This window comes from Bradyrhizobium sp. LA6.1, assembly GCF_040547805.1.
Lineage (GTDB): Bacteria > Pseudomonadota > Alphaproteobacteria > Rhizobiales > Xanthobacteraceae > Bradyrhizobium > Bradyrhizobium barranii.
This window is the reverse complement of record NZ_JBEPQK010000026.1, coordinates 1-21,738: the sequence shown is the minus strand read 5'-3', so window position 1 is coordinate 21,738 and position 21,738 is coordinate 1. Positions and strand designations below refer to the sequence as shown.

Below are 21,738 nucleotides of genomic sequence, written 5' to 3'. Positions count from 1 at the left end.
TTGATGTCATCAGTTGAGGGAATGAGCGGCAAGTCCCAGGCGGGATTTCCGTGGCGCGAGGACCTGATGGCAAACACCGGCAGGTCCGGTGTTGGTGCCGCTTTCGTCGCCATGCTGACGAGCCCGGGCTTTGCCGTGATCACGACCTGGCGCATCGCCAGGATGCTGCGATTCCAGACACGCTGGGGACATCAGATCACCTGGCTGCTCGTGCGGGCGCTAATGCGGCGCGGCTGCTACATCTCGGTTCTCGCGGAGATCGGTCCAGGGCTGATCTTGCCGCATCCGACCGGCGTCGTGATCGGCGAGGGGGCGCGGATCGGTCGTTCCGTGATGCTTTATCACAACGTCACGCTCGGCCGGCGTGCCTGGGATGAACCGGGTTGCCCGACCATCGGCGACGGCGCCGTCATCTACACCGGTGCCGTGATCGTTGGCCCGACTTCGATTGGTGCGGGAGCAAACGTTGCCGCCAACGCGGTCGTGACGCGTGACGTCCCGCCGCATTCCGTCGCCGCGGGAGCACCTGCGCGGATCGTGCGCTCCGAAGCACCAGGTCGCCTGCGCGCCTGACCGGCCGCGAACCGACGGCGAGGTTCCGGCGATCCGCGGTTGGTCCGCCGGTTCAACCCGGTCACAATTCTGATTGCTTGCCATGTATAGTTGTGTCTGGAAACGTCTCGGACACAGGAAGCAAGCCCATGTCGTCGATCATTACCGATTTTTCGCAGGTCTATCCCTATCTCGACGGCTCGAAGTTCAAAGACACCATCGTCGTGCAGTATCGGGGCGACGGCGACGTCAGATACAGATGCGACGTCCTCGTGGACATCTGTCGGGGCAAGCGAGTCCTGCATGTCGGATGCTGTGATCATCTGCCGCTCATCAAACGAAAGATCGACAACCGGGACTGGCTGCACGGCCTGATCACCGAGTGTTCCGAATACACCGTCGGCGTCGACATCGATGCGGATGCGGTGCGGGAGGCGTCGCGGATTTCCGGGCTCGACAACATGGTCGCGGGCGACGTGACGTCCGGCCAGAAGATCGAGGCAATATCCGGCCGGAAGTTCGACATCGCCGTGTTTGGCGAAGTCGTCGAGCACATTCCGAATCCGGTCTCGTTCCTGTCGCGCTTCAGGGAGAATTACGGCGACGTCGTCGATCAGATCGTGATCACCGTTCCGAACGCCTTCAGGGGTGGCAACATCAAGGGCATCTTGAAGAACGTCGAGACGATCAACAGCGATCACCGGTTCTTCTTCACGCCCTACACCATCGCCAAGGTCGCAATCGACGCCGGCTATGCGCCCGTCGAGGTGAAGATGGCCACCTTCATGCGCGCCGGAAAGCTGAAGTCGATGCTGCTGCGGCGGCTTCCGCTGCTGGCCGAGGATATCATCTTCATCGGTGCGGCCACACCCGCGCGGCCGCACTGACGTTGCTTCACCCGTCTTCCTATTTCAGCTGGCAGGGGGCACCTGCCAGCTGGTTCGGCATCAGACGAACAGGAAGTTGCCGTGATCCAGGGTGGTCGAATTCACATTCTTCAACAGGATGGAATCGGCCGAGGTGAGCTGGATCAGCGTGTCGGACCCTGATTGCGAAATCTGCAGGTGGCTGTAGTCGGCCACCAGTGATTTCAGGATTTCGATCGTGTCGTGGTTCGCCGCGGTTCCGGCGTGGAAGCTCTTGATCTGGTCGTTGCCGCCGTCGAACATGACGGTGGTCGTGCCCGGCGCCGCGGAGAAGATATCGTTGCCACTGCCGCCCGCCAGTGTCAGTCCCGCAGTCACCGCCGTGACGGCGTGGGTCCCATCGGTGTTGAGGACGTCGATCGAGAGCAGCGAGCCGCTGGTATTGTAGCTGTCGTGCTCGACGGCGCCCGGCAGGCCGGCGACCTTGAACTTGAAGACGTCGGATGTTCCATCGGCGTTGTTGATGGTTTCGGTCGTCTTGACCCCGGTGCTGTCGTAGACGTCGGAGATTTTGCTGCCGTCCGACTTGACCACTTGCGTGTAGTCGAGCGTGCCGTCCGCGTGCGAACGGATGATCGAGGTCATCTTGCCCGCAGCGTCGATGTGCTGCTGCTCCGTGACGTAGCTCTTGCCGGTGATGTTGTAGATCGTGTTGTCGTGCGAGCCGTCGGCGTTATTGGCGTAGACCGCGGTCTTGACGCCCGACGTGAACACGGTGGTCGAGTTGGAGCCGTCCTTGTTCAGCACGTAGTCGCTGGTGAGGCTGCCGCTGCCGTCGAACAGCTTCGTTTCCTTGGAACCGTCGGCGTTGACGACGTAGATCGACGAGTTCAATCCGTTCGCGTAGTTTGTCGTCGTCACGTCGCCGCCCGCCGTCTTGTGAACGTCCTGGACCAGAGCTCCCGACGAATTGTACGTGTCCGTCGTGGTCGATCCATCGGCGGCATTCAAGATCTCGCTCATCTTGTGGCCGGTGCTGTCGTAGAGGTCGGTGACCTTGCTGCCGTCGCTATTGATCACCTGCTTGTAGGCAAGCGAATCATCGGCATGAAGGCGGGTCAGGGCCGTAAGCGCGCCGGCGGCGGTGAGGTGTTGGATCTCGGTCGTATAGCTCTGGCCCGTGATGTTGTAGAAGGTGTTGTCATGGCTGCCGTCGGCATGGGTGACATAGAGCTTCGTCTTGACGCCGGCGGAGTAGACCGTGTTCGAGGACGAACCGTCCTTGTTCTGGACCAGGTCGCTGGCGATGATCCCGCTGGAATCGTACAGCTTGGTGTCCTTTGACCCGTCGGCGTTGACCACGTAGACCGACGCCAGCTTGGCGCCGTTGTAGTTCGTCGTTGTGGTGTCGCCGGAGTTCGTCTTGGAGATCTCCTGCTTCAATGCGCCGGTCGATGCATCGTAGATGTCGGTCGTCGTGCCCGACGACGTGACGGTGATGACCGAGATCTTGTGGCCTGTGGAATCGTACTGGGTCGTGACCTTGCTGCCGTCGCTGTTGACCACCTGGCTATAGGCCATCGAGCCGTCGGCATGGGTACGGCTGACCAGAAGCAGCTTTCCGCTCGGATCGATGTGGTCGTGCTCGTTGGTATAGGACTGGCCGGTGATGTTGTAATAGTAGTTGTCGTGGCTGCCGTCGGCATTGGTGCCATAGACCTTGGTCTTGACGCCGGCCGTGTAGAGCGTGTTCGAGGACGAGCCGTCCTTGTTCTGGATCAGGTCGCTCGCGATGAGGCCGTTGGAATCGTAAAGCTTCGATTCCTTCGACCCGTCGGCGTTGACCACGTAGACCGACGCCAGCAGCGAGCCGTTGTAGTTGGTCGTGGTCACGTTGCCGGAGGTCGTCTGCACGACCTGCTGCTTGAGCGCGCCCGCGGTGGTATAGAAATTGGTCGTGGTGGCCGTCGACGTTATGGTGACGGCCGAGGTCTTGTGGCCGGTCGAGTCGTACTGGGTCGTGACCTTGCTGCCGTCGCTGTTGAACACCTGGCTGTAGGCCATGGTGCCGTCCGCATGGGTGCGGCTGACCGACAGCAGCTTGCCGCTCGCGTCGAGGTGATCGTGCTCGCCGGTATAGGACTGGCCGGTGATGTTGAAATAATAGTTATCGCGGCTGCCGTCCGCGTTGGTGACGTAGGCCTTGGTCTTGACGCCTGCCGTATAGAGCGTGGTCGACGACGAGCCGTCCGCGTTCTGGACCACGTCGCTCGCGATGACGCCCTTGGCGTCGTACAGCTTGGAGTCCTTCGAGCCGTCGGCGTTGACGACGTAGACGGACACCAGCAGCGAACCATTGTAGTTCGTGGTGGTCACGTTGCCGGAGGTCGTCTGCACGACGGTCTGCTTGAGAACGCCGGCTGTGGTGTAGAAATCGGTGCTGGTCGCCGTCGATGTCACGGTGACGACAGAGGTCTTGTGGCCCGTGGCGTCGTACTGGGTCGTAACCTTGCTGCCGTCGCTGTTGTAGACCTGGCTGTAGGCCATCGAGCCGTCGGCATGCATCCGGACGACTGATAGAAGCCTCCCGCCCGCGTCGAGCTGGTCGTGCTCGGTGGTATAGGACTGACCGGTGATGTTGTAATAGTAGTTGTCGTGGGTGCGGTCGGCATTGGTGACGTAGACCTTGGTCTTGACGCCGTTCGAATAGAGCGTATTCGAGGACGAGCCGTCCTTGTTCTGAACGAGATCCGCGGTGAGATTGCCGCTCGTATCGTAGGTCTTGGTGTCCTTGTCGCCGATCGCCGAGACGGTGACGTCACGCACCATCTTGCCGCCGGTATAGGCGATGTTCTCCGACGAGCCGTCGGTATTGAGCGTCACCTTGCTGGTGATGACGCCGTCGGTGAAGTTGGACGTGCTGGTCGACAGAAGCTTTGCGGAGGAGTCGTAGACCCTGGTCACGCTCCAGGTGTCGGTCGAGTTGGTGACGGAGAACTGGTAGCCGCCCTGGATGGCTGCGAGCGCCTTCCCGTAATGCGAGATCATGTACTCCATGGTGGCATTGGAAGCGACCGGAAGCACGTGGGTGTCGGTGAGCGTGATGGTCTTAAGCGAACCCGAGGCGTTCAGGTCGGACATCTGCGATACGATGTCGGCGGCGGTTCCGCTGACGTCGGTCACGGCGGGCGGTGCAGTGCCGCCTCCTGCGGGAGCGTCGATCTCGATGATGAGCGGGTGGTCCGTGATCGGAACCACGATCTGGCTGACATCGGTGTAGGTCGCGATCGGCGAGCTGCCCTTTAGCGGGTCATAGACGTTGATCAGGTGGTGGACGCTGCCCAGGTTGACGGTAACCGATATCGTCGGATTCGCGATCTCGGTGTCGGTGGCGTCGTTCCAGACCTTGGGTTCCGCCCAGACCACGAGCTCATAGGCGCCGTTGCTCTTGCCGAGAACCATGCTGTTCCCGCTCGCCGGCATGTTGTCGAGCGTATAGTTCAGCGAGGCAGTCGGCGTGTGGCCGCCCTTGCCGTCGTCGGCCAGGATCGTCGTCAGATTGTGGACCGCGGTCGCCGCGAGCTTCGGGGTTCCGTCGGCGTTGAACAGGCCCCAGTGCGATTCGGGATCCGTAGGGTCGTTGCTCGCCGAGGCGTCGAGCAGTTGATAGAGATAGGTGGTGCTGACGCCGTCCTTGTAGGCATCGACCAGCGTGTTCAGGATCGATTTCGCCTGTACGTTCTCGCTGGCGCCGACATACGGGGTATCGCTCTTGGTCGTATAGCCGGTCTCGGTGATCACGACCGGTTTGCCGCCGGTGACCGACGTGGCGTTACCGAGCAATTGCTCGAGGGCGGTTTCGGGTGTCAGGCCGGTGCTGACATAGGCGTGAGAGTTGGCGTAGTCGGTCGATCCCGACATGTTTCCGAGATTGGCGTAGTCGGCCGAGTCATTATAGCCGATCGACAAATTGTAGACGGGGATGTCCTTGAGCGCGGCGTCCGCCTTGATGGCGCTGTAATAGACAGCCTGGAACTGCGCTGCGGCCGAGACGCTCGAGCTCCCATTATAGCTGAAGCCCTGGATGTTGACCTCGTTGAGGCCTTCCAGCGCGATGACGCTGCCGGGATGGCTGGCCGCGAACTCCTTGACGGATTCCAAATAAGACTGGAGCGCAGCCGCGCCGCCGGCCGGAACGCCCGACGGAACCACGAGGTCGAATTTGTAACCGTCCTTCGCAAGTCCCTCGACGATCGGTTGCGCTTCCGGGCTCGTGGCGAGTCCGCCCCGCAGTTTCGTCACCCCGAGATATTTGAGATTGTCCTCGACGAGGGCGAGGTTGTCGTAGGCGCCCCAGGAATATCCAACGTGAACATTGACGCCGATGGAACTGACAAAGGTGCTCGCCGACAGGATCGTCTGATCTGGTGATGCGGTAGTCATCGGTATTTCGGAGCCTTTTCTGAAACGCGAGAGTTCGGTGCCGCCTGCGTCTGTCGTATCGGCCAATCTCTGTTTTTCGAGTTGGTGAGATCGGTAAAAATGGAAGCACCCGGAGATTTTCTCACCGACGCTTCCTGCGCGACGCCCACAGCGCACGAATCTGCGTGGACTGAGATTGATCGATGAAGACCACGGCAATGTGCTTGCAGCGTGACGTTCGAATGGCGATGCAACGACGATGTTCGATCGATGTTGTGCCGGTGCCTAATCGAAACGCATTTGCTTGTCGCGCGAGCAGCCTTGCTTCGAATCTGTTGTGTTAAGCGCCGTTAAGCCTGTGGCGTGGGCGGATCGAGTTGCCTGCGAGTCACGACCGCAAAAAATATCGATCGAACTTCGAATGTGACAGTTGTTCGGGCGTTGAAGGCTTGCAGCGCGCTTCCAAATTTTCCCGCGTGCAGTCGGGAAGCGAGAAAGTAAATCTATGGAACTCGCCACCGGAGTTTTGTTTTCTCTCCTGGTCGCTGCGACATCGTGTCGACGTCAATGCAGAAGGATATCGAGTCTGTCTTTGGCCGATGAAGAAACGCCTCGTTGATGTGCAGGGCCAGTCGAACGAACGACGCCGACCAGATGAGAGGTCCAATCTGTGTGCACGAGGTGCGGCGATCGGTGCGTTGACGGCGGGACAATCGGTCGCGGACCCGGCGGGCAAGGGGCCGGGGGACGTTTCAACCGGGCGTTGCTTGCGGAATTTGAAGGGAACGCCGACTTCCGGCGGAAGGTGCGAACCCGAGAAGCGGACTTCGGACGTCGTCTGCAGTGCCGGGGCGGAGTGTCGCAGATCCGCAACGTCAATATGTTAGGCGCGCAATGCTGTTGCGGGCAAACCGCTGGCACGGCATGGAATTTGCCGCTAAGCACTGACCGAAATGTCGTCGATTGAACGGAGTAAGGCCATTCCCATGCAAGATCCCGCCCCGAATGTCATGTTTCTGGTTGAGGTCGTGAATTGCAATGACGGGATTGCATCCTATTGCGAGACCCTGGCCACGGGATTGCATGGCCGGGGCGTGCAGATCCACCTGGTCTCCGGTGCCGTGCGCTCGGACGACAAGTCTGAATACAAGCGTCAGAAGCTGGCGGCGGCCGTCAAGGAATGGCACGTCATTCCGGGACTTCGGAAGTTGCCCTCGCTGTCGATCTTCATGCAGCTGTTGAAGCTGATCCGGAAGAACAACATCACGGTGATCAACGTCCACGGGCTGGGCATGCTGATGTGGGGCAGGCTGCTCGCGCTGCTCACCGGCGCGCGCTGTGTTGCGACCTATCATCCCTCGGTGCTCGGGAACATCGAGAAGGTGCAGAATGCGCCGCAATCGACCTTCAGCCCGGTCCAGGTCCTGTTCTTCAACCTCTTCTTTCCCCACACCCTCATTCTGATGTCGGAGGAATCGCTCCGGCATCTGCGCCGCTACGTGCTGTTCGGCAAGAACCGGATCGCCAAGGTCTATGGCGGCGTCGACACGGTTCATTTCCGCCCGCCCTCGGATGCCGAGCGCCGCGATGCGCGCGCGAAATTCGGCGTTGGCGACGGTGAGTTCATGTGCCTGTTGGCGGCCCGTCTCGCCTGGGTGAAGGGTCACGACCTCCTCATCAAGGCGGCGCGCAAGATCCGCGACGGCGCCAGTTCTCCGCCGATCGACATCAAATGCTACTTTGTCGGCAGCGGCGGAGCCGAGCGCGAGAAGGAAATCAAGTCGTTCGCTTTCGCCGGCGAGAAGGACAAGGACACCTTCAAGTTCCTCGGGTTCATGGGCGACGTCCGCGAAATTCTCTGGGCCGCCGACGTGTTCGCGCTGCCGAGCCGGTTCGAGGGATTTCCGCTCGGCGTTGCCGAGGCCATGGCGACGGGCCTCGTTCCGGTCCGGACTCCGGCGGGCGGCGCGACTGATCAGATCATCCAGGGCCAGACCGGCTTCATCGTGCCGTTCGAGGACGTCGACGCGCTCGTCGGTGCGCTCGAGAAGGTGGCCGACCCCGCGATGCGCGCCGCGCTGTCGCGCAATGCTCTTGCGCGCGCCCAACAATATTTCGGTGTCGGGCCGATGGTCGACGAGACTCTCAGGATCTACGGTTTGACCGGCGATACCAGCGGCAACGCGCTGGCTCACGCGGTGAAGGCCTGATCTTAACTGCGTGCCGAGGCCAGCAGATCGCCTCGCCACGTCACCAGAACGACGGCGAGGCCGGCAAAGACGATCTTTCCCGCGAGCCAGGTCAGGGAGTCCGACGGAGCTGCCGCGAGCATCGCGATCGCGGCGGCCGCGACGGTCGCTTCCAGGATCAGCAACACCTTTGGCGCCGCCCTGAACCGGATCAGCGGACCGCTGGCGAAGAGGATGATGAGGGCGGTGGCCAAGGCCGCGCTCGCGATCTGTCCCGCCACCGATATGTGCAACAACGCGCCGATCGAGGACGCCGCCGACACCAGCAGCAGCTGGCACGCGGCGACGACCACCAGCCTCGTCGCCGATTTGGTCAGATGTGGCACGATCGCGAGCGTGGCCTGAAGGTGGGTGTGGAGGAAGTAGAAGATCGCCGCGACCGGCGCCGCGTTGAGGAAATCGACCAGCAGATCGGCGGGCACGAACAGATGCGCCGCGTCGGGCAGGAGGCCGATCAGCCCGCCCAGCATCACGATCGTCGCGCAGAGGATGAATTCGAGCATGCGGGCGGTGGCCTTGCGCGCTTCGCCGTCGACGCCGCGCTCGAACTGGACCACGACATTGGGATAGCAGACGGTGTGAATGGCGGCCACCAGGACCGAGAACGGTCGTTGCAGAAGGTCGATCGCCATCGAGAAGCCGGCCGCTCCGGTCGACGCCCGGCCGAGCGTGGCGATCACGATCAGGCGCAAGGTGACGGGTACGGAGAGATGAATGACGGAGGCGGCCGCAGCCATGATGCCGTAGCGGCAGAAATTGCCCCAATCGGTTAGCATGGCGTGCCGCGACGCGCGCCGTAGCGAGGTGCGATGCACGACCAGGCTCAGGAGAAGCACCGCGCCGTAGCTCGCGGCCATGCCGCACAGCGTCGCTGCAGCCGTGCCGTGGAGCAGCGCGCCGGCGACGGCGCCGGCCAGAAGCACGCTGGCACGCAGGATCAGGAGGACGGACGCGGTCCCCAGCCGGTCGGACACGCGGACGATCATGAAATAGAGGTCGGTGGCGCCTTGCAGCACGGCCATCGCCAGCGCGAGGGCGACGACGCTCGTCTCGAGCGTGCCCAGCAGTCCCGCCACGCCGCCGACGAGCAGCAGCACCAGCGTGCTGAGCAGCCCGGCGCTGAACAGCGAGAACCGCAGGCGCGCGGCCTCTTCTCCGGAAGCTGCGGCGAGGAAACGAACGCCGGCCAGTTGCAGCCATTCGAACACGAAGACGCAGAACAACTGGCTCGTCGCCAGCGCCAGCGAGAACGAGGTGTACTGGGCCGGCGAGAGGATATGGCTGACGGCGAAGATCAGAATGATCGCGGACGCACTCTGGTAGATATAGCTGCCGAATGCGAGCAGGCTGATCATGTCTGGCAATGCGTGAGAAAGAACATGGCGGGATGGTTGAGGGCCATTGGCGGCATCTGCGTCAGCTTCGGCTATGTGCGAGGCGTGCCGCGGCCGCGCGTGAGCTCGTCGTAGACGTTGCGATAGCCGGCGACGACGTCGTCAAAAACCCATTTGTCGATGCCGGACTTCAATCGCTCGCTCATCTCCACGATCTGCTGCGGCGCTTCGATGATCGCCGAAATGCTCTTGGCGATCGAGGCGGGATCGGGCGACGTCAGCCAGCCGGTCACGCCAGGCTTGATCGCCTCCTGAATGCCGCCGAACGGCGTGCCGAGCAGGGGTTTGCAGGCGGCCTGCGCGTCGGCGACGACGAGCGGGCAGGGATCTTCCCAGACCGAGGGGACGACCACCACGTTCACCTGTTCGTAAAACTGCTTCGGCTGTACGAAGCCGAGAAATTCGATCCGTGCATTCGGAGCGAGCGCCTTGAGCTGCTTCTGCTGGCTCTCGGTTGTGTGGCCTGCGATGACGAGCCGAAACCGGTCAGGCGGAATCGTCGCGATGGCGCGCACGAGATTGTAGATGCCCTTCTCTTCGGTCAGGCGTCCGATGAAGCCGAACGTGACGGTGCCGTCGACCATCGCGGTGTCTGCGTTGCCGACGTCGGCGGTCGAGGCGTTTCGAATGACGATCTTCAGCGGTGTCTGCGTGAACAGGCCGAGCTGGGTATGGATGTCGAGAATGCGCTGGCTGACGCCGACGACGGCATCCAGATGTCGCGTCGCCCCGCGACGGCGAAGGGTCAGGATCTGACAGCTCATGCAGCTCGATTCGCAGGCATGTCCGTCCGAGAAGCGCGAGCAGCGCGGGCAGGTGAGATAATAGTCGTGAAGCGTGTGCAGGACCGGAATGCCGAGCTCGGCGGCGGTCCGCCACACCGCGGTCGTCAGGCCGGAGAGATTGTTCGAGTGCAGGATGTCAGGCTTGAAGGCCTTGATGCGCGCCGCAACGAGCTCCGACATTGTCTGCCAGTCCTCGATCGCGTGCCAGATGCCGCGCACCGGCGAACTGTGCTGCTTGGCGAAAGGGAAATAGATGTTGTGTACGGGCGCCGAATACACGTCGATGCCGTTGCAGGTCTCCATCTGCTGGTTCGATGCGGACGCGGCACGTATCACTTCCACGCCGTCGTTCTGCCCGACCAGGGTCTCGGCGAGGCGGCGGACGAACGTTTCCGCGCCCCCGACCACCTTCGGTGCCAATGGCGTTGGATAGAGGGATGACGTGATAAGGATCTTCATCGAAAAGGTCTGTCCAGCTATCCTGCCAAATGGCTTTGCTGAAATCTCCGTTTCGGCTTATTGCCGGTTGGTTCGATTGTTGTTCAAATAGACGTCCAAATATTGTCCTGTCACTGAATCCGCCGAAAACCTCTCGGCGAATCCTGGCTGCGGAGGCCGGGAGACTTTCCAGTGTGACCTTTCGTTGACGGCCTTCAGCATCAATTCTCCCAGTCGCCTATGATCGCTGGGCTCGTAGGACCCAACCATATTGGAAAACCCCGCGATCTCGGGAATCCCACCGGCCGTCGAGCAAATCGTCGCCCGGCCGGCGTTGATGCTTTCGATCAACGTGCGCGGCAGCGGCTCCGGCCAGACCGAACTCACCAGGCAGACGTCGATGCTGGCATAGAATTCAGCTGCCTTGGCAAAGCCAAGCCATTCGATCTTCTTTCCGCTGCGGCTTTTTAGCCCCCGCACGTAATCCTCAAGCCCTTTTCCTGCGATTTTCAGTTGCCAGCCCTCGTCGGGAAGCTGCTCGGCCGCCTTGAGGACTACCTCGATACCTTTTTCAGCCTCGAGCCGCCCGATGAACCCGAATATCAGATCATCCGAGCTCGAAGCTGGTGACGGCACCACGGAGCTTGGATCGGCGATGTTGAAGATGACGCGGCCATCGGTGCCGGGGAAATATTTCAGCCTGGTGTGCTGGTCGAGCACGAATTGGCTGTTCGAGACCACCGCATCGACCATACGCGAGGCCAGCAGATAAGGCGACGTCATGGCGGCGCAGACGGTGCAGCGCTGCGCGCATGTCGCATCGCCCCGAAACAGCGTCGAGCGTTTGCAGAGCAGGGAATAGTCGCGCAGGGTGTGCACGATCCTGATGCTGCGCCGCCTGGCTTCCGACCACAGCGAGACCGAGAAGCCCGTGAGGTTGTTGGTGTGGACGACGTCGGGCTTCTCGATCTCGAGAATTTCGGCGAACCGCGCCGCGGATTTGCGATTCCATGTGTCCTTGAGATGCCACTTCAGGCGCTGGACCGAGGAGGGCTTCCTGTCGTTGCCGAACGGCCAGTAATCGTTGTCTATCGGCACGCGGTATACGCGCACGCCCTTGAGTTCGTCGATCGTGCGTTCCTGCTTCTTCTGAAGGCAGACCACCGACACCTGATGGCCGCGCTGGACGAACGCCTCCGCGAGCAGCGACACAGACACTTCGGCGCCCCCGATGATCTCGGGCGGATAGAGCGTGTTAACGATCAGTATTTTCAAGGATAGCCTCGGATTAGCAGCCCGCCGCAGCGTCAGTTCGATGGCCGGATCTCGAAATCCGGCACGGCCGTGCCCTTGACGCTGACAAGCAACGGCGTTGTCGATAACGCCGTCCAGGCGCCGGCGGCAGGGCCCGGCGCTTGCTGACATACATATCTGATCTCGGCATTCGGTTCCGCATTTTTTAATCGAACTTCGAAGCGCTTCGACGCAGTCTCCGACCAAAGCGCGAGTTTCGTTTCCGATCCACTGTCACTGCGAATCTGCACGACGCCGGGCGCCGGCGTGGTTCGCGTTGCCTTCAAGCTGGTGCGGATGAAGGCCCAGCTTTCGCGAATGGAACACACGGCAGGCTTCGGCGAATTGTCGAAATGATAAATGCCGAAATTGTCCTCCAGTTCACCAGGCTTCGTCCCACTGTCCTTCAGCTCGTAGAGCCATATCCCCTTGAGCCAGGGACCGGCGGTCGAGGCCCAGAGGATGATCTGCGCCATGTTGTCGGCGGCAAGCTGCTCGGTCACGCCGCATTTCGCGCTTGGTGTCGGCCAGCCCGTTTCGGTCAGATAGATCGGATAGTCGGGATTGCCGGTCGCCTGTGCGACGCGTTGATGAAGATTTTGCAGCCGTTCGATCGCCTCGGCTGCGGTCCGCCCGGCCGGTGACAGGCAATGGTTGTAGATGTGAATGGACATCCCGTCCGCGATACGAAGCAGGTCGGTCTTCAGCAGGGCGTCGGTCCATTTCCAGCCGGGATCGTCGCCCAGCGCTCCGACCACGAAAGGCGCGGACGGCACCGCCTGCTTGACCGCGGGCTGCACCGATCGGGCGAGCGTCACATAATTTTCGACGGTGAACAGCGGCTCCGCGCGCGCTCTGAGATTGTACTCGTTCCACAACTCGAAGATCGGCTGCCGCGATGCGACCGCTTGCGCGGCTGCCGCGGCATAGGTGACGAATCTTTGGCGCGCTTCGTCGGTCGTCGGCGGATCGGAATTCGGGACGAGATGATGGCCGGTCCCGAGAATGAGCAGCGGGATTCCGACGCCGGACCTGATCTGGGTCTCGAGGCGGCCGTTCAGGGCATTGAAGCCGAGCCGCTTGCCGGGCAGCTCGAAATCCGACCAAGGGAAGTCGTCGCGGAACGAGGTGACCCCCAGCTCCTTCATCTGCTTGATGGCGGTCGCGGGCACATAGCCGCGGGCGCTGGTGACGCCGCCGAGGCCCTGGTGCGTGCCGACGCCCAGCAGGAAGCGCTGATCGAGCGGCTGCGCGTTCTGTGCGTCTGCAGGATATGAGAGGCCGGCCGCGACGCAGAGCCCGCACATCAACATCCAGAAACGACGCAGGGCGCGTTTCCTGTTTTGCTCGGTCACGCTCGTGTCCACTCCTGCTCGCGTCAACCCGACAAGGCTAATACTCTTCTGTGGCCCCAATGGGGTAGGGCCGCCTTGTCTGCACGCTCGTCATTGAGCGCGCTGAGTTGGGCTATTTGGAGTTCACGACCACCGAGCTGATGTTGTCCGCGTTGGCGGTTGCCGCGTTCAGCGGGGCCATGAGCTTGATGAATTCGATCGACGGCGATTCCGCCACCGAGATCACGTCGTGATCGCGCATCCTGAACGTATCCGCCTGGAACCAGCCGTCCGGCTTGCTCATGTCGAACTTGTAGACGGCAGGGACCGACTTGGTCGGGAACTGGGATACGGCGATGCCGATCCTCTCCAGCAGCGGCTTGGGCTCGAAACGGTAGACGTAGATCGACTTGGAGTCCGCACGGGCGCCGTCGAGACCGCCTGCCTTCGCGATGGCTTCAGCCAGCGACATGTTGTCGTTCTCGAACGTGAAACGACGGTTGTTGGTGCCGCCGATCGATCCCGGAGACGGCGTCGAACCGAACACCATGTAGACGCGCGGAATGCGGGTCAAGAAGACGACGTCGCCTGGAGCGAGCAGCGCGTCCTCGTTGGGGTTGTGCACGACCGAGGACATCGTCTCGCTGTAGGTGCGGCCCTCGCGCTTGATCGTGATCGTGCTCTCGTAGGACGGATATTTCGGGCCGCCGGCGCGCGCGATCGCGCCCATCAGGCGAATCCCGCCCGGATCGACCGGGAAGCGGAGCGGCGAGTTGACTTCGCCGAGCACGCTGATCTGGTTGCCGCGCTGTTCCGCCACGCTCACGACGGCCTGCGGGTCGATGGCGCGGTCCTTGAGACGCTCGCGGATGATGTTCGACACGGCGCGCGGCGTCAGCCCTGCGACCTTGATCGATCCGGCGTAGGGGATGTTGATGTTGCCGGACTGGTCGACCTGCTGGCGCGGAATGTCGACGAAGTTGCCCGGCCGCACGCCTGCTTCGCGCGGAATGAACAGGCCGCCTGCCTGCGCTTCATACACGGTCACGGTGACGATGTCGCCGATGCCGATGGTGACGTCGCGGTAGTTGCCGCCGGGAAGGCGGGAGAACACCATTCCGGCGGAGTCCGTGAACGCGTTGGTCGCCTGCAGGATCGCCGGATTGACCGGCATCAGGGCATAGGCCAGCGGCGCGCTCGGCTCGGTGATCAGCGCCGCATTTGTTTGCGTTGCGACGGCATCAGGAGCGTCTAACGGAATGAAGCTACCGCAACCCGCCAAGGAGAAGCTGATCGCAGCAACGGCCAGGATTCGGCTAATACCGAAATCAAAATCAAAACGTTCGGTCTTAGCCACCACTATTCCCTCGCACTCATCTAAAATCGGAATCACCGTACAAATCCCGTGCTGCGGAGTCACTGCTACGTCTTCGACTTTATGGTAAAGCACTTGTGGCTGTGACCTTATTGCCACTTGTGAACGTGGATACACGCCGAAATCTCTGTCCAAAATTTGTGCGGAACATCCTCTTAAATAAGCAGTTCGCAAACCATACATACACGTGTCAGATCGATGTCACGATTGAGACTGCGATCGAACCAATGAGCAGCGTGCGGCGACGGACATGCAGATGCGACGGCATTGTCGCGAGATGACATCGCCATAAACTTCAAGTGTTGGATCCCGTCCTGAGTGATTCTGCGTTGTGTTTTCGTCGTCCTGCGGCGGGCATCGCGCCCGAGCGGACGTTCTCGCCGGGGCATCGGACCAATGTTTCTGCGACGGGATTCCACCTCCGTTAACGCTTAGATTTGGAAGCTGGCGTCACGCTGGCGTCCGTAAGGTCTTCCTAATCCTGATCCGGCTAGTGGTCGGCCAAACAAAAGGAAGGCGAAGACGATGTTGCACACCGGATCACTGCTGTTCGCGGCCGGCTTTCTCACCTGCGCGATGATCGTCGCATCGGCCATTGCTTGGTCGTTCTCCGATAAACGCGTGAATGACGGCGAGTTCGCGCAGGGCGATGCCCGCCGGCTGGCCTGATCAGCCGGTCGCTACGATCGCAGATTGTTCGGGAAATCGGACTGCAACTTCGCCTGCTGCCCGGATTCGCTCATCCGCACATGCACAACGTCGGCATAAACCTGACTGAGCGTGCGGTGGGTCTGTTCGATGTCGTAGAGGCGGGTGAAACGCTCATATCCGGCACGGCCGACCGCAGCCAGGTCGAGCCTGGTTGCGCGTTGAAAACCTTCAACCAGCTTTTCGGCCGAGACTTCGTCGCACAGCACGCCCGTCGCATTGTCTTCGACGATTTCGGGCAGGGCGCCGATGCGGAAGGCAATGATCGGCTTGGCCGCCCGCATCGCCTCGATTGCGACCAGGCCAAACGCCTCCCAGCGCGAGGGAATCGCGACCATGTCGGCCTGGTCGAGCTCGGCCTCGATCTGGTTGCGGTTCATCCAGCCCAGAAAAGAGACGTTGGCGGGCAGATCGCTTCTGCGGAATTTGCTGACGACCGAGGCGCCGATCAGGCGCACGTCGAGCTTGTCTCCGAGTGCGCGCGCCGCCTCGATCAGGAGATCGTAGCCCTTCTGACGGTCGAGGCGCCCGATGAAGAGGACCTTGATCTTCTCCGACCGCCATTGCGCTGCGCCCTTGTCGAGCGCAGGACGCTGCTTGGAAATCCCGTTGTGCACAAGAACCAGGCGATTCGCCGCGATTCCGACCTGCTTGGCGTCGGCCTGCTCGCTTTCCGAGATGCAGACGATGCGATGGGTGAATTTCGACAGCACGAGCTCGGTGAACTTCGTCACCTCGCGGCTGAGGCGGCCGGTTTCGCGGCCGAAGGCCCAGCCGTGCGGGCAATAGACGATGCGCGAGCGCCGATAGGTGAGCCAGAGCACCGGGCGCACCACGAGCCCGGCGAACGACGAGTGCAGGTGGATGACGTCAGGACGAAGCTGCCGGACCGCGCGCATGGTTGCAAACAGCATGCGAAACAGGCCGACCGCGTTGCGTCCGTCGCGCGGAAACGTGGTGACCGCGTCGTCCTCGATGTTCACCAGGTCGCTGCGATGGTCGGAGGGAACGACATAGTTGACGTTGCCGGGGCCGAAGCTCGCGCTCTGGTGCGGATGCAGCTCGTTGAGGTAGGTCGCGATGCCGCCACGGACCGTTTCGGCGACATGCAGAATCTTCAGGCCGCTGGACAACGGTCATTCCTTCCTTGTCTTGAAGGCGCCAGATACTGGAGACGCCGGATCTTGCAGGCGCACGTCTAACCTCGCTAAGCAGCAATAATCGGGCCGCGTCATTGTTTCGCACGGTCGGATGTGGATCGGGATGCCGGTTTGGCGAGGAATTCGAGCATCGCTGCGGCGGACTTGGCCCAGGAATATGTCATAAGGCGCTGCCGCTGCTTCTCCTGTTCCGCCGGCGATATCCTGCCGAGTTCAATTCTTTCGCGCATCCGCGCCGACAGCTCGTCCGCGTCGAGCGGATCGAAATAGACGGCGGCATCGTTGCAGGTCTCGCGCACGGCATCGGCGGAACTCGCGATCACCGGACAGGCGAAGAACATCGCCTCAAGGGGAGGCACGCCGAATCCCTCATAAAGGCTCGGAAACACGAACGCGGCGGCCTGGGAGAACAGCGCGGCAATCTCCTCGTCCTTCAGGCGCCCGGCGATGACAACGCCGGACCTCGATTCCGTGGCCGCGCCTCCGAACACTTTGCTGTTATCGCCTCCGACCACGACCAGCGGAAAGTCGGCGCGGCCAAGCTGCTCGGCGGCGCGAATGGCCGTATCGACATTCTTGTTCTTCGTCATCGAGCCGACGAAGAGGAAGAATTGATGGGGCGCAAGACGCAGCTTGTCGATGATCGAGAAGTCGGGCGCGACGGTCGCAAAATGTTCCGCGCTGTTCGCAATGACGGGGATCGAAGCCGGATCCAGCGACAGCACCTCGGCAAGTTCGTTGCGTGAAAACGCCGAAACTGTTGCGATCGTTGCCGTGCGCGCCAGCAGATGGCCGAGCGTCCGGTGCAGGGCGAGGTAGCGCCAGCTGAAGAAGTCCGGCCGCCGGAAAACCTGCGCGTCGTGAATCACGACGAGATGGTCGCGGTGGAGTACGGGGCCGGAATTGGCGAGACTGACGAGACGGGTGCCGGCCGCGGCGCGCGCCAGATCGATCTGGTCCCACGCGTGCCCCTGCAAAGATCCGATCTGCTTGATGGCGATGCGGCGAAGACCTGGAAGCGTCTGCGCATTCGGCGGCGCAAGGATTTGCCACTCTGCATCCAGCAGTTGTCGCGGGGCCTCTCCGCTCGCGAGCAAGCGGTCCATCGCCTTGACGATCTCGGCGGCGTAGCGCTGCACGCCCGTGAGCGATTGTGACAGGAACCTGCCGTTGATGGAGAGTTTCAAAGTCGATCTTTTTCTTTGCGGGTTCTTGCGCGAACAATGCTCGAAGACTGAGCATCAGGCGCCGAATATACGTTCTATGACGTCTAGCACATGTGGCGCTATCGTCCGAGCATCCTTGCAGGCGGATAGCATGCGATCGTGCATGACGCCATCATGTTTCCTACACATTTCGATGCGCTTACATGGGCCGACTGATTTGATGATTGTCGTGACTGTCCAAACCTTGCCTCTCATGTCCTGGTCTGGCAATGCTCCGCGGAATGAACGAGATGACAACTTTGCGGCCAGTGATCGTTACCGGTGCTGCCGGCTTTATCGGAATGCATGTTTGTGAACGGCTGTTGGCACGTGGCGAGCAGGTCGTCGGCATCGATGCAATCACTCCGTATTACGATCCCGCGCTGAAGCGTGCGCGTCTCGCAACGCTCGAACACCATCCAGGGTTCAAATTCCACAAGATCGATCTCGCAGACTTCGCCGCAGTGACGCGCGTCTTCGACGAGGTCTCGCCCGATCGCGTCGTGCATCTGGCGGCGCAGCCCGGCGTGCGCGCGTCGATCGACGATCCCATCACCAGCATCCGGGCCAATTGTGACGGCTTTGTCACCGTGCTCGAAGCCGGCCGGCGCCATGGTCTGGCGCATCTCGTCTACGCCTCGTCGAGTTCGGTGTATGGCGCCAACCGCACCTTGCCGTATTCGACCGAGCATTCGGTGAACCATCCGGTCAGCCTTTACGCCGCAAGCAAGAAAGCCAACGAGCTGATGGCGCATACCTTTGCGCATGTTCACAAGCTGCCGGTGACCGGGCTTCGCTTCTTCACCGTCTACGGCCCGTGGGGCCGGCCCGACATGGCCGCCTATCTGTTCACGCGCGCGATCTTCGCGAATGAGCCGATCAGGATTTTCAATAAAGGCGACATGTGGCGCGACTTCACCTATGTCGACGACATCGTCGAAGGGGTGATCCGCACCCTCGATCGGCCCGCGGCGCCGAATCCCGCGTGGAATGCCGAGCGGCCGGAAAATTCGTCGAGCTATGCGCCGTATCGCGTCTACAACATCGGCAACAACAGGTCGGTCAACCTGATGGAGTTCGTCGAGACGCTCGAGAAGATCATCGGCAAGCCGGCGATCCGTCAGCTGTTGCCGATGCAGGCCGGCGACGTCCTGGAGACGCGCGCCGACATTTCCGCGCTCCAGCGCGACGTCGGCTTCTCGCCGTCCACGTCGATCGCGGATGGCCTCGGCCGCTTCGTCGAATGGTATCGGAAGTACCACGGCGTCTGATCCCGCGGGCGACGGCACCTGCGTGTCGCCCGGGAATGCCGGCTCTTAAGCCGGTTCTTGCGCTGGTTCTTGCGCTTTTGACCGCCGGCGGCCTTGTCAGCGGGCGCGAACGGTGGTTATCCCGTCCCTCTGAACCTCTTTGACCCCGAACCAGGCGCGGGCCCATGGCTGAGCGGATCGCTCTCATCACCGGCGTGACCGGTCAGGACGGCGCCTATCTCGCCGAATATTTGCTGTCGCTCGGCTATGTCGTGCACGGCATCAAGCGGCGCTCGTCCTCGTTCAACACCGCGCGCGTCGATCACCTCTACCAGGACCCGCATGTCGGCAACGTGCCGTTCCTGATGCATTACGGCGACATGACGGACTCGACCAATCTGATCCGTCTGGTGCAGCAGATCCGGCCGACCGAGATCTACAATCTCGCAGCTCAAAGCCACGTCGCCGTCAGCTTCGAGAGCCCGGAATACACCGCCAACGCCGACGCCATCGGCGTGCTGCGCCTGTTGGAAGCGATCCGCATCCTCGGCATGGAGAAGGAGACGCGGTTCTACCAGGCCTCGACCTCCGAGCTCTACGGCCTGGTGCAGGAGATCCCGCAGAAGGAGACGACGCCGTTCTATCCGCGCTCGCCCTATGGCGTCGCCAAGCTCTACGGCTACTGGATCACGGTGAACTACCGCGAAGCCTACGGCATGTTCGCCAGCAACGGCATCCTGTTCAACCACGAGAGTCCGATCCGCGGCGAGACCTTTGTGACCCGCAAGATCACCCGCGGCGTCGCGCGTATCGAGGTCGGGTTGGAACAGACGCTCTATCTCGGCAATCTCGAAGCCAAGCGCGACTGGGGCCATGCCAGGGACTATGTCGAGGGCATGCACAGGATCCTGCAGGCCGACAAGCCCGACGACTTCGTGCTTGCCACCGGCGAGATGCGCTCGGTGCGCGAGATGGTCGAGCTGTCCTTTGCCCATGTCGGCCGCCGCATCGCATGGCGCGGCAAGGGCGTCGAGGAGACCGGCGTCGATGAGACGAGCGGCAAGCCCGTGGTGAAGATCGATCCGACCTATTTCCGTCCGACCGAGGTCGATCTCCTCGTCGGCGACGCCAGCAAGGCGCGCGAGGTGCTCGGCTGGACGCCGAAGCGCAGCTTCGCCCAGCTCGTCGAGGAGATGATGGCAAGCGACCTGGCGGAGGCAAAGCGGGATGCGGCCAGTGGCAAACGCACCGTTTGAGCTGAGGGGAAAGACCGTCTATGTCGCCGGCCATCGCGGCATGGTCGGAGCCGCGCTGGTGCGCCGGCTGGCGCGGGAGGACGTCAACCTCGTCACGGTCGACCGGCGCGAGGTCGATCTCTGCAACCAGGCCGCCGTGTTCGACTGGTTCGTGAAAGCGCGGCCGCAAGTGATCTTCCTCGCCGCGGCCAAGGTCGGCGGCATCGTCGCCAACAACACGCTGCGTGCCGAGTTCATCTACGACAACATCGCGATTGCCGCGAACGTGATCCAGGCCGCGCATCTCAACGGCGCCGAGAAGCTGATGTTTCTGGGCTCGTCCTGCATCTATCCGAAGCTGGCGCCGCAGCCCTTGCGCGAGGATTCGGTGCTATCAGGCCCGCTGGAGCCGACCAATGAGCCCTATGCGATCGCCAAGATCGCCGGCATCAAGATGGCGGAGGCCTATCGCAGCCAGTATGGCAGCGACTTCATCAGCGTGATGCCGACCAATCTGTACGGTCCCGGCGACAATTATCACCCTGAATTGAGCCACGTCGTCGCCGCCCTGATCCGGCGTTTCCATGAGGCAAAAGTCGCAGGCGCAAAGAGCGTCATCGTGTGGGGCACCGGCACGCCGCGGCGCGAGTTCCTCTATGTCGACGACATGGCGGATGCCTGCGTGCACCTGATGAAGACCTATTCGAGCGCGGAGCTGGTCAACATCGGCACCGGCGAGGACATCACCATCGCCGAGTTCGCGCGGGTCGTGGCCGACATCGTCGGTTACGGCGGCGAGATCGGCTTCGACACCTCGCGTCCCGATGGCACGCCGCGCAAGTTGCTCGACGTCAGCCGTCTCGCCAAGCTCGGCTGGCGCGCCACGACCTCGCTCGAGGACGGCGTGAGACGCGCTTACGCGGCGTATCTGTCGCATACGTAGAATGCAACCAATGCATGTCGCGTATTTCAGGAGATGACCGCAACGCCTGTCACGCGCGGCGGTTAAGGTTTATTCGGTTCGCGAAGCAACCTGCCCTAATGTTGGGCGTGCGGCCGGATACAGAAATGGTCTAGGGTGTTCAGTGGAACATCCGTCTTCAACGGAAAGAGTTTTTCATGCGAATCGCGATGATCGGAACGGGCTATGTGGGACTGGTGTCCGGAGCCTGCTTTGCGGATTTCGGTCACGACGTCACCTGCGTCGACAAGGACGAGAAGAAGATCGCGGCGCTTCATCGCGGCGAGATTCCGATTTACGAGCCTGGGCTCGACGAGCTGGTCGCGACCAATGTGAAGGCCAAGCGGCTCGACTTCACCACCGATTTGTCGAAGCCGGTCGCGGACGCCGATGCCGTCTTCATCGCGGTCGGCACCCCCTCGCGCCGCGGCGACGGTCATGCCGATCTCTCCTATGTCTACGCCGCCGCGCGCGAGATCGCGCAGTCGCTGTCGGGCTTCACCGTCGTCGT

16 protein-coding genes are annotated in these 21,738 nt (G+C 61.9%); 8 read left to right on the top strand and 8 right to left on the bottom strand.

Annotated features, from left to right (window positions below; all coding sequences use genetic code 11):
* The first annotated feature begins 3 nt into the window (after positions 1-3).
* Entirely contained in the window at positions 4-573 is a 570-nt protein-coding gene (locus ABIB99_RS40015) for a serine O-acetyltransferase (protein WP_354095951.1), read from the top strand.
* Between the two features lie 128 nt (positions 574-701).
* Entirely contained in the window at positions 702-1,439 is a 738-nt protein-coding gene (locus tag ABIB99_RS40010) for a class I SAM-dependent methyltransferase (protein ID WP_063985219.1), read from the top strand.
* Between the two features lie 60 nt (positions 1,440-1,499).
* On the opposite strand, the gene ABIB99_RS40005 is transcribed toward ABIB99_RS40010, so the two are convergent.
* Entirely contained in the window at positions 1,500-5,861 is a 4,362-nt protein-coding gene (locus ABIB99_RS40005; protein WP_063986644.1) for a hypothetical protein, read from the bottom strand.
* Between the two features lie 965 nt (positions 5,862-6,826).
* On the opposite strand from ABIB99_RS40005, the gene ABIB99_RS40000 reads away from it, so the two are divergent.
* Positions 6,827-8,050: a glycosyltransferase family 4 protein gene (locus ABIB99_RS40000; RefSeq protein ID WP_283018488.1), complete on the top strand. Its 1,224-nt coding sequence runs from the start codon at positions 6,827-6,829 to the stop codon at positions 8,048-8,050.
* A 2-nt stretch (positions 8,051-8,052) separates the two neighbouring features.
* Here the strand turns inward: ABIB99_RS40000 and ABIB99_RS39995 are convergent, their stop codons facing one another.
* The 5 genes from ABIB99_RS39995 to ABIB99_RS39975 all read right to left on the bottom strand — a co-directional run bounded on the left by ABIB99_RS39995 (position 8,053) and on the right by ABIB99_RS39975 (position 14,690).
* The gene (locus ABIB99_RS39995; protein WP_354181165.1) at positions 8,053-9,444 is read right to left on the bottom strand and encodes a hypothetical protein; all 1,392 of its coding nucleotides are present in this window, start codon (positions 9,442-9,444) and stop codon (positions 8,053-8,055) included.
* Between the two features lie 71 nt (positions 9,445-9,515).
* Positions 9,516-10,727, bottom strand: a complete 1,212-nt coding sequence (locus ABIB99_RS39990) for a glycosyltransferase family 4 protein (protein WP_166350071.1) — start codon at positions 10,725-10,727, stop codon at positions 9,516-9,518.
* 57 nt (positions 10,728-10,784) lie between these two features.
* Positions 10,785-12,131 carry a glycosyltransferase family 4 protein gene (locus tag ABIB99_RS39985; protein WP_245328409.1) on the bottom strand — a complete coding sequence of 449 codons (1,347 nt, stop codon included), beginning with the start codon at positions 12,129-12,131 and terminating at the stop codon, positions 10,785-10,787.
* Positions 12,014-13,306 (bottom strand): glycoside hydrolase 5 family protein, encoded by a 1,293-nt coding sequence (locus tag ABIB99_RS39980; RefSeq protein WP_063979727.1) that lies wholly within the window; start codon positions 13,304-13,306, stop codon positions 12,014-12,016. Before ABIB99_RS39980 ends, ABIB99_RS39985 begins: the two co-directional genes overlap by 118 nt.
* Before the next feature lie 160 nt (positions 13,307-13,466).
* Positions 13,467-14,690 carry a polysaccharide biosynthesis/export family protein gene (locus ABIB99_RS39975; protein ID WP_245328408.1) on the bottom strand — a complete coding sequence of 408 codons (1,224 nt, stop codon included), beginning with the start codon at positions 14,688-14,690 and terminating at the stop codon, positions 13,467-13,469.
* Between the two features lie 543 nt (positions 14,691-15,233).
* Between ABIB99_RS39975 and ABIB99_RS39970 the strand changes: the two genes are divergently transcribed.
* Complete coding sequence (locus ABIB99_RS39970) at positions 15,234-15,377, top strand: hypothetical protein (RefSeq protein ID WP_166084269.1); 144 nt, start codon at positions 15,234-15,236, stop codon at positions 15,375-15,377.
* Positions 15,378-15,388: 11 nt separating this feature from the next.
* On the opposite strand, the gene ABIB99_RS39965 is transcribed toward ABIB99_RS39970, so the two are convergent.
* On the bottom strand, positions 15,389-16,549 hold the full coding sequence (locus ABIB99_RS39965) for a glycosyltransferase (RefSeq protein ID WP_081369340.1): 1,161 nt from the start codon (positions 16,547-16,549) through the stop codon (positions 15,389-15,391).
* Between the two features lie 98 nt (positions 16,550-16,647).
* On the bottom strand, positions 16,648-17,763 hold the full coding sequence (locus ABIB99_RS39960) for a glycosyltransferase family 4 protein (RefSeq protein WP_063979720.1): 1,116 nt from the start codon (positions 17,761-17,763) through the stop codon (positions 16,648-16,650).
* 269 nt (positions 17,764-18,032) lie between these two features.
* On the opposite strand from ABIB99_RS39960, the gene ABIB99_RS39955 reads away from it, so the two are divergent.
* The 4 genes from ABIB99_RS39955 to ABIB99_RS39940 all read left to right on the top strand — a co-directional run.
* Positions 18,033-19,052 carry an NAD-dependent epimerase gene (locus ABIB99_RS39955; protein WP_038960118.1) on the top strand — a complete coding sequence of 340 codons (1,020 nt, stop codon included), beginning with the start codon at positions 18,033-18,035 and terminating at the stop codon, positions 19,050-19,052.
* A gap of 164 nt (positions 19,053-19,216) precedes the next feature.
* The gene (gene gmd, locus ABIB99_RS39950; RefSeq protein ID WP_063979719.1) at positions 19,217-20,287 is read left to right on the top strand and encodes a GDP-mannose 4,6-dehydratase; all 1,071 of its coding nucleotides are present in this window, start codon (positions 19,217-19,219) and stop codon (positions 20,285-20,287) included.
* On the top strand, positions 20,268-21,209 hold the full coding sequence (gene fcl / locus ABIB99_RS39945; protein WP_063979724.1) for a GDP-L-fucose synthase: 942 nt from the start codon (positions 20,268-20,270) through the stop codon (positions 21,207-21,209). Before gmd ends, fcl begins: the two co-directional genes overlap by 20 nt.
* 176 nt (positions 21,210-21,385) lie before the next feature.
* On the top strand, positions 21,386-21,738 hold a 353-nt coding region (locus tag ABIB99_RS39940), incomplete at its 3' end, for a 2-dehydropantoate 2-reductase N-terminal domain-containing protein (protein WP_354181159.1).